The following is an 8,100-nucleotide window of genomic DNA, read 5'->3' on the forward strand; positions in this document are numbered from 1 at the left end:
GCCGCCCACCTCGGACGCGCCCACCGAACCGGCGACAGCACGCCCTCTGGTCATCCTGCTGCATGGGTTCGGTTCGTTCTGGTGGTCCTGGCGGCATCAGTTGCGCGGGCTGACCGGCGCACGCGTGGTCGCGGTTGACTTGCGCGGCTATGGCGGCAGCGACAAGCCTCCCAGGGGGTACGACGGGTGGACGCTGGCCGGCGATACCGCCGGGCTGATCCGGGCGCTGGGCCATTCGTCGGCGACGCTGATCGGGCACGCCGACGGCGGGCTGGCGTGCTGGACCACTGCGGTGCTGCACTCCCGACTGGTCCGGGCCATCGCCTTGGTCAGCTCGCCGCACCCGGCCGCGCTGCGGCGCACCACGTTGCTGCGCCGTGACCAGGGTCGCGCACTGCTGCCGACGTTGCTGCGCTACCAGGTGCCGCTCTGGCCGGAGCGGCTACTCACCCGGCACAACGGCGCGGAGATAGAGCGGCTGGTCCGCAGCCGTGGATCGGCCAAATGGCTTGCTTCGGAGGACTTTTCGCAAAGCATCGGCTACCTGCGGCAGGCCATCCAGATCCCCGCGGCGGCGCACTGCGCGCTGGAATACCAGCGCTGGGCCGTACGCAGTCAGCTGCGCGGCGAGGGCCGGCGATTCATGAAATCCATGATGCAGCAACTGGGTACGCCGGTGTTGCATCTGCGCGGCGACGCCGATCCGTACGTGCTGGCGGCACCGGTCGAGCGCACCCAACGATACGCACCGCACGGCCGCTACTTATCCATCGCTGACGCAGGGCATTTCAGCCACGAAGAGATGCCCGACGAAGTCAACCGGCACTTGACGCGGTTTCTCGATCAGGTGCACGGCCGTCAAATCAGCTGACGCAAGCGCCGGTACCCACCGGCTGGGTCGCGCCGATTCGCGCCAGCTGACCGGACACCTCTTCGGCGGTCAGCACAAAGCCCGTGTCGGGGTCATCGACAGCGGCGCCGAACACCACACCGAGCACTCGTCCGTTGAGGTCGATCAGCGGACCGCCCGAATTGCCTTGCTCCACATCGGCTCTGATCGTGTACACATCTCGGGTCACCGGCTGCGGGTCGCGGTAGATGTCGGGGCCGCTGAGCCGGATCGCTTCCCGGATCCGCGCGGGGGTGGCGGTGAAATTGCCACCGCCGGGATAACCCAGCACCACCACGTCGGTGCCCGTTTTCGCCGGACCGTCGTCGAAGACCAGCGGCGCGGGCGGCAGATTGGGGACGGCGAGAATGGCGATGTCGACCGACGGATCGTAGGAGACCACGGTCGCGTCGTACGGTTTGTTGCTGGCATACACCGACACGCTGTTGGATCCGGCGACCACGTGGGCGTTGGTCATCACCCGGTCCGGCGAGATGACAAACCCGGTGCCCTCCAACACTTTCTGGCAGCTGGGTGCCAGGCTGCGGATTTTGACGACGCTGGGCGCGGTGGCCGCCACCACCGGGTTGTTGGCCAGTGCCGGGTCCGGCGAGGCGACCGGGATGACGGGGGTGCGGCTGAACGGTTCCAGCACCGCGGGCAGGCCGGAGGTGTTCAACAGCGCCGACAGCCGCTTGGGCACGTTCTTCAGCCAGCTGGGCGCCACGTCGTTGACCTGCGCCAGGACCCGCGAGCCCCGGACCGCCGCGGCTAATTCGGGCTGGTCCTTGGACTGGGTCAGTGGTGTCGCCAGGAGCCACGCGGCGGTCAGCACCACCAGCAGCTGCACGCCCACCCCGATGACGGAGTCGGTGAGCCGGATCGGCCGGTTGCGGATCGCGCCGCGAACCGCCCGGCCGAGTACCACGCCGGCGACCTCACCGACCACCACGAGCGCCAAGATCAGGAAGAGCGCGGCGAACAACTTGGCTCGCGGCGCAGTGATGTGGCTGACGATGTGCGGCGCCAACAGCACACCGGCGATCGCCCCCAGCAGCACACCGGCGAACGACAGCAAGGAGCCGAGCGCACCGGACCGCCAGCCCGAAATGGCTGCGATGAACGCCACCGCCAAGACGGCAATGTCCAGCCACTGCGACGGTGTCATCGAGTTCATCGCGGCTCACCTTGACCGCCGACCAACACCATCGCCTCGTCCAGTTCGCGAATGTCGGTGGTGTCCCACGGCTGAGCCCAACCTGCAACGTCGAGGACTGCAGAAATCACCTGGCCAGTGAAGCCCCACACCAGCATTTGGTTCAACAGAAACGCCGGGCCGGCCAGCCTGCGGCTGAGCGTATTGCGGTAGACCATCAAGCGATTGGCCGGATTGATGAAGGCGCGCACCGGAACTCGGGCGACGATGGCCGTCTCTGCCTGGTTGACGACGCTGACCGGGCCCGGATCCGGCGAGTAGGCCAGCACCGGGACGACGTGGAACCCCGACGGGGGGATGAACGTGCGCTCCATGGTGGCCAGCGGATGCAGGCGGCCGACGTCGATCCCGGTCTCCTCGCGCGCTTCCCGCAGGGCCGTGGCGACCGGTCCGCGGTCACCGGGGTCCGCGGCGCCGCCGGGAAAGGCGGCCTGGCCGGCATGGTGTCGCAAGCTCGAGGCACGCACCGTCAGCAGCAGGTCGGCATCCTCGGGGGGCCGACCGTCGGCCGGCCCGGAGTCGGGGCCCGAGAACAGCACCAGCACGGCGGCCTCCCTACCGGCACCGCGCAGCGACGCCGCCGACGAGGTCACCTTGGCCGCCGTCACCATCGCCAGCATCTCGGCGGACAGGCGGCGTCGGTAGGACTGGGGGATCTGATCGATGTTGTCCACCAACGGCCGCAGCCACGGCGGAGCGAGTTCAGGAGTCAAGGCCACCGCAGCACTCATCGGCGCCCTCCTCGGGTCCCATTGCCCCACGCTTACCCCGTGTCGTTTCCGACCGCAGCCGCAATCTCGTCGGCGCTGCCAAAAGGCCGCGGCAGGGTCTGCGCAACGCTACCGTCCGGCCGCAGGACCACCGTCGCGGGCATGACGTTTACCACCCGCAGGGCCGCCGCCACCTTACGGCGGCCATCTTGCAGGGTGGGCAGCCGAACGCCGAGATCGGCCAACCGCAGCAACCCGGCCGTCTCGTTCTCATCCTGATGCACCGTCACCACCAATACGTCGTTTCCCACCCGTCGTTGATATTCGGCCATCGCGGGCAGTTCGGCCACGCAAGGCGCGCACCAATAAGCCCACAAATTGAGCACCACCCGGTGCCCGTACAGCGCCCGCGCCACATCCACTGCAGAGCCGTCGGCCGCGCACTCCACCACCACGTCGCGTAACGCCCGCGCACCTGGGTCCGCGCCGGCCGCCGGACAGGGCGGCAGGTTCGCCCGCTGCCGAGGACCGGCCAGCGCCGCGGGAGTGTCGGCGTCGCGATGTTCGCGCACCGCGGGCGGCTGGGTCGTCGAGGTGGCCGCGTCGTGGTCGCGCAGCTGGGCCACCAGCGCCACGATGAGCGCGGCGACCACCACCAGGACCGCGATGGTCCAGCGAGTCCGGCCGGTCAACTCCTCATCCCGGCTTCCGGCGCACGCCTCACAGCCCGGCCAACGCCAACAAGTGCTCGGTTTCGGGGCCCTGCACCAGGGGCGCGGCCAGCAGCGGTTCGGTGGGCCCCAGCCCGAAGGAGGGGCAATCCTTGGCCAGCACGCACACACCGCAGGCGGGTTTGCGGGCGTGGCAGACGCGTCGGCCGTGGAAGATCACCCGGTGACTGAGCAGCGTCCATTCCTTGCGTTCAATCAGGGCGCCGACCGCGTGCTCGACTTTCACCGGATCATCTTCGGCAGTCCAGCGCCAGCGGCGCACCAGTCGCCCGAAGTGGGTGTCGACGGTGATGCCGGGAATGTCGAAGGCGTTGCCCAAGATGACGTTGGCCGTCTTGCGGCCGACTCCGGGCAGCGTCACCAACTCTTCCATGGTGGCCGGCACCTCCCCATCGAACCGCTCCACCAGCGCCTGACCGAGGCCGATCAACGACGTTGCCTTGTTGCGGTAGAAACCAGTCGGGCGAATCAGCGCTTCCAATTCGGCGCGATCGGCCTGCGCGTAGTCCACCGCGGTCCGGTATTTGGCGAACAGCGCGGGTGTCGTCAGATTCACCCGCTTGTCGGTGCTCTGCGCCGAAAGGATGGTGGCCACCGCCAACTCGAGCGGTGTGGTGAAGTCCAGCTCGCAGTACACGTGCGGAAAGGCTTGCGCCAGCGTGCGATTCATCCGGCGGGCGCGCCGCACCAATCCGGTCCGGGTCTCGCTGGTCCACCGCTTGGCGAGGTCGGGGGCGGGCGCGGCCGGCTTGGACTTGGAACGCCCGGATGACTTCGCCGCTGTCACCTACGACAGAGTACTGATTTCGTGATCTCCCTGAGACCCGGTGTTGATGCAAGGCCATGTTTACTCTCCTTGTGTCATGGTTGCTGGTGGCCTGGATCCCGGGGCTACTGATGCTTGCTGCGCTCGGCCTCGGGCGGCTGGAGAAGGCGCTTGCCCAGGACACGGTGACCGCTACCGACGTCGCGGCCTTCCTTGACCAAGCCGAGGCCGTCGACGTCCACACGCTGGCCCGGGACGGAATGCCGGAGGCGCTGGAGTTACTGCACCTGCGTCAGGCGCAGCGGCTGGCTGAGGCGCCCGCGCCGCGTGCGCTCACCGGCCGGCACCACGCCGAGACTTTCTTTGCCACGGACATCGCCGGCCGGGTCGAGGTCGGGCTGCCCACGCGCATGCATGGCCGGCACCGGCCCAATACCCCGGTTACGGCATCTCGACATGTCAATCGTGTGTAGCGTTGGCAGGTCGCACCTATTGGCCTACCTTTAGACTCGTGTCAGTCGTAATAAATTGGCCTGCCCGTATCACTTCGTTGGAAGGCTGAAGAGGCATCGTGGACGAGATCCTGGCAAGGGCAGGAATCTTCCAAGGGGTTGAGCCCAGCGCAGTCGCCGCACTGACCAAACAACTGCAGCCGGTCGACTTTCCCCGCGGACACACGGTTTTTGCCGAGGGCGAGCCGGGTGATCGGCTCTACATCATTGTCGCCGGAAAGGTGAAGATCGGTCGCCGGTCACCCGACGGTCGGGAAAACCTGCTGACCATCATGGGGCCGTCGGACATGTTCGGCGAGCTGTCCATCTTCGACCCCGGGCCGCGGACGTCGAGCGCGACGACGATCACCGAGGTGCGGGCGGTGTCCATGGACCGTGACGCGTTGCGGGCGTGGATCGCCGACCGGCCAGAGATCGCCGAGCAGCTGCTGCGGGTTCTCGCGCGACGGCTGCGTCGCACCAACAACAACCTGGCCGACCTCATCTTCACCGACGTTCCGGGCCGGGTGGCCAAGCAGCTACTGCAGCTCGCCCAGCGATTCGGGACTCAGGAGGGTGGGGCCATGCGCGTCACCCATGACCTGACGCAGGAGGAGATCGCCCAGCTGGTCGGCGCGTCTCGCGAGACGGTGAACAAGGCGCTGGCCGACTTCGCCCACCGCGGGTGGATCCGCCTGGAGGGCAAGAGCGTGTTGATCTCCGACTCCGAGCGTCTGGCCCGCCGAGCTCGGTAAGCCCGCGCCTTGGCGCGGGCGCGACCGAGCGAGTATTCGGCACGGCGCTCGGTAAGCCCGCGCCTTGGCGCGGGCGCGACCGAGCGAGTATTCAGTACGGCGCTCGGTAAGCCCGCGCCTTGGCGCGGGCGCGACCGAGCGAGTATTCAGTACGGCGCTCGGTAAGCCCGCGCCTTGGCGCGGGCGCGACCGAGCGAGTATTCAGTACGGCGCTCGGTAAGCCCGCGCCTTGGCGCGGGCGCGACCGAGCGAGTATTCAGTACGGCGCTCGGTAAGCCCGCGCCTTGGCGCGGGCGCGACCGAGCGAGTATTCAGTACGGCGCTCGGTAAGCCCGCGCCTTGGCGCTGACTGTGTAGTGCCGGCGTCGAGCGTGCATCCTCGGCGAGGATTCGGCGGATTACCCGCCCTAGCTGCACACTCGACGCCCTAGGCGCACACTCGACGCACTACCTGCACACTCGACGCCCTACGTGCACACTCGACGCCTCGGCTCCACACTCGACGCCCTAGGTGCACCCTCGACGCCCAGCGTGCAATGCCGGCGTCGAGCGGGAACTGTGGGCGGGGATTCGGCGGATTACCCGCCTTCACTGCACACTCGACGCCCTAGGCGCACTGTCGACGCACTACCTGCAACACTCGACGCAGCCGAGAACTCACTCTCCACGCAAATAGTTCAGCTGCGCCTGCACCGACCACTCGGCCGCATCCCACAGCTTGTCATCGACGTCGACGTAAACATGCTCGACGACCTGCCGAGCCGTGGCGTCCTCCCCCAGCGACAGCAGCGCCGAACGCACCTGCTCCAGACGCTCCTGCCGGTGCACCAGATAGTCGGCAGCGACCGCGTCCAGAGCAGGGAGGTCGGGCCCGTGCCCGGGCAACACCGTCCGGCGGCCCAGGCCGCGTAGCCGATGCAGCGACTCCAAATAGTCGGTCAAGTTGCCGTCGTCCTTATCGAGCACCGCCGTACCGCGGCCCAGCACGGTATCGGCGGTCAGCACCGCGTCGTCGAGAACAAAGGACAGCGAGTCAGCGGTATGCCCCGGCGTGCACAGCACCGTCACCTTCACTCCGGCGGCGTCGATGACTTCACGGTCGCTCAGCGCCACCCCATCACCGCGCAGGAACTGCGGATCCGCCGCACGCACCGGCGCCCCGGTCAACTCGACCAACTTGTCGATGCCGGCGGTGTGATCGACATGCCGATGACTGATCAACACCAGCGCGATGCGGCCCAGCCCGGCCAGCCGCTCGATGTGCTCGTCGTCCGGGCCGGGGTCGACGACCACTACCTCGTCACTGCGCGGCCCACGCAACACCCAGGTATTGGTGCCCTCCAACGTCAAGAGCCCGGGATTGTCGGCCAACAACACCGAGGCGGTGTCGGTGACCGGCCGTAACTGCCCGTATGCCGGATGAGTCAGGGACGTCGGAATGTCAGCCGACCTCCACGATCAGCTCGACTTCCACCGGAGCGTCCAGCGGCAGCTCGGCCACGCCGACCGCCGACCGGGCGTGCGCACCCTTGTCGGCGAAGACTTCGGCCAGCAGGTCGGAGGCCCCGTTGACGACGCTGGGCTGACCGTGGAAACCCGGTGCCGACGCGACGAATCCGACCACCTTGACCACCTGAGTCACCGCGTCGAGCCCGACCAGCGCATTGATCGCCGCCAGCGCGTTAAGCGCGCACACCCGCGCCAACCTCTTGCCTTCCTCAGGACTGATGTCCGCACCGACCTTGCCGGTCCCCGCCAGCTTGCCGGCCTCGAAAGGCAATTGGCCCGCGGTGTAAACCAGATTGCCGGTGCGCACCGCGGGGACATACGCCGCCAGCGGAGCCACCGTCTGCGGCAGCGCGACGCCGAGTTGGCCCAGCCGGGCCGTCCACGATGATCCAGCGGTCACGGCCCGCGCTACTTCGGGCGCTTGAGGTAGGCGACGTGCTGCTCGCCGGTGGGTCCGGGCAACACCGCCACCAGCTCCCAGCCGTCGGCGCCCCACTGGTCGAGGATCTGTTTGGTGGCATGGGTAAGTAGCGGAACCGTCGCGTACTCCCACGCAGTGGGTTGGGTCATCTGGCGAGCTTATCCGCCGCAGGTGACCAGCACCGGCCAGGCCGGTGGCAGGGCTAGGCGCTAGGGCTAGCATGCGAAGGTGGCAAACACTTCTACCGGCGGTAGTTCTGTCGGCTGGCCGTCGCGTTTGTCGAAGGCCCGCTTGCACTTTGTGACCGGCAAAGGCGGTACCGGGAAGTCGACCGTCGCCGCAGCCTTGGCCCTGACCCTGGCCGCCGGCGGCCGCAAAGTCCTCCTTGTGGAAGTCGAAGGGCGCCAAGGCATTGCGCAGCTTTTCGATGTGCCCCCACTGCCCTACCAGGAACTGAAGATCGCGACCGCCGAGCGCGGCGGCCAGGTCAATGCGCTGGCCATCGACATCGAAGCCGCCTTCCTGGAATACCTCGACATGTTCTACAACCTGGGCATCGCCGGCCGCGCCATGCGGCGCATCGGTGCCATCGAATTCGCGACGACGATCGCG

At 67.9% G+C, this 8,100-nt stretch carries 11 protein-coding genes; 4 read left to right on the top strand and 7 right to left on the bottom strand.

The window, feature by feature from the left end; genetic code table 11:
* On the top strand, window positions 1-871 hold an 871-nt coding region (locus A9W95_RS05840; RefSeq protein ID WP_067409655.1), incomplete at its 5' end, for an alpha/beta fold hydrolase.
* On the opposite strand, the gene marP is transcribed toward A9W95_RS05840, so the two are convergent.
* From marP to nth, 4 genes are read right to left on the bottom strand one after another with little or no spacing between them, the layout of a single operon-like run.
* A complete protein-coding gene (marP, locus tag A9W95_RS05845) occupies window positions 864-2,057 on the bottom strand; it encodes an acid resistance serine protease MarP (RefSeq protein WP_156746038.1) in 1,194 nt (397 codons plus the stop codon). The two genes, A9W95_RS05840 and marP, sit on opposite strands and share 8 nt — an antisense overlap.
* A 5-nt stretch (window positions 2,058-2,062) precedes the next feature.
* On the bottom strand, window positions 2,063-2,836 hold the full coding sequence (locus A9W95_RS05850) for a CoA pyrophosphatase (protein ID WP_067409657.1): 774 nt from the start codon (window positions 2,834-2,836) through the stop codon (window positions 2,063-2,065).
* 32 nt (window positions 2,837-2,868) lie between these two features.
* A complete protein-coding gene (locus A9W95_RS05855) occupies window positions 2,869-3,507 on the bottom strand; it encodes a TlpA disulfide reductase family protein (RefSeq protein WP_067409658.1) in 639 nt (212 codons plus the stop codon).
* Window positions 3,508-3,535: 28 nt separating this feature from the next.
* Window positions 3,536-4,216, bottom strand: coding sequence for an endonuclease III (gene nth, locus A9W95_RS05860; RefSeq protein ID WP_156746039.1), 681 nt, complete (start codon window positions 4,214-4,216; stop codon window positions 3,536-3,538).
* Window positions 4,217-4,389: 173 nt separating this feature from the next.
* Here nth and A9W95_RS28365 point away from each other — a divergent pair, with 173 nt between their 5' ends.
* Both A9W95_RS28365 and crp read left to right on the top strand, forming a co-directional pair.
* Entirely contained in the window at window positions 4,390-4,785 is a 396-nt protein-coding gene (locus A9W95_RS28365) for a hypothetical protein (RefSeq protein WP_067409660.1), read from the top strand.
* Window positions 4,786-4,883: 98 nt separating this feature from the next.
* Window positions 4,884-5,558 carry a cAMP-activated global transcriptional regulator CRP gene (crp, locus tag A9W95_RS05870; RefSeq protein ID WP_036362963.1) on the top strand — a complete coding sequence of 225 codons (675 nt, stop codon included), beginning with the start codon at window positions 4,884-4,886 and terminating at the stop codon, window positions 5,556-5,558.
* A gap of 657 nt (window positions 5,559-6,215) precedes the next feature.
* On the opposite strand, the gene A9W95_RS05875 is transcribed toward crp, so the two are convergent.
* The 3 genes from A9W95_RS05875 to A9W95_RS26735 are packed head-to-tail and all read right to left on the bottom strand — an operon-like array spanning window position 6,216 to window position 7,637.
* Window positions 6,216-6,998: an MBL fold metallo-hydrolase gene (locus A9W95_RS05875; protein WP_067409661.1), complete on the bottom strand. Its 783-nt coding sequence runs from the start codon at window positions 6,996-6,998 to the stop codon at window positions 6,216-6,218.
* 1 nt (window position 6,999) lies between these two features.
* Window positions 7,000-7,467: a RidA family protein gene (locus A9W95_RS05880; protein WP_067409662.1), complete on the bottom strand. Its 468-nt coding sequence runs from the start codon at window positions 7,465-7,467 to the stop codon at window positions 7,000-7,002.
* Between the two features lie 8 nt (window positions 7,468-7,475).
* Window positions 7,476-7,637: a DUF4177 domain-containing protein gene (locus A9W95_RS26735; RefSeq protein WP_003419736.1), complete on the bottom strand. Its 162-nt coding sequence runs from the start codon at window positions 7,635-7,637 to the stop codon at window positions 7,476-7,478.
* Between the two features lie 79 nt (window positions 7,638-7,716).
* Here A9W95_RS26735 and A9W95_RS05885 point away from each other — a divergent pair.
* The coding region (locus tag A9W95_RS05885) for an ArsA-related P-loop ATPase (protein WP_156746037.1) at window positions 7,717-8,100 on the top strand (384 nt) is incomplete at its 3' end.

It is taken from the genome of Mycobacterium sp. 1423905.2 (genome assembly GCF_001673155.1).
Classification (GTDB): Bacteria; Actinomycetota; Actinomycetes; order Mycobacteriales; family Mycobacteriaceae; genus Mycobacterium.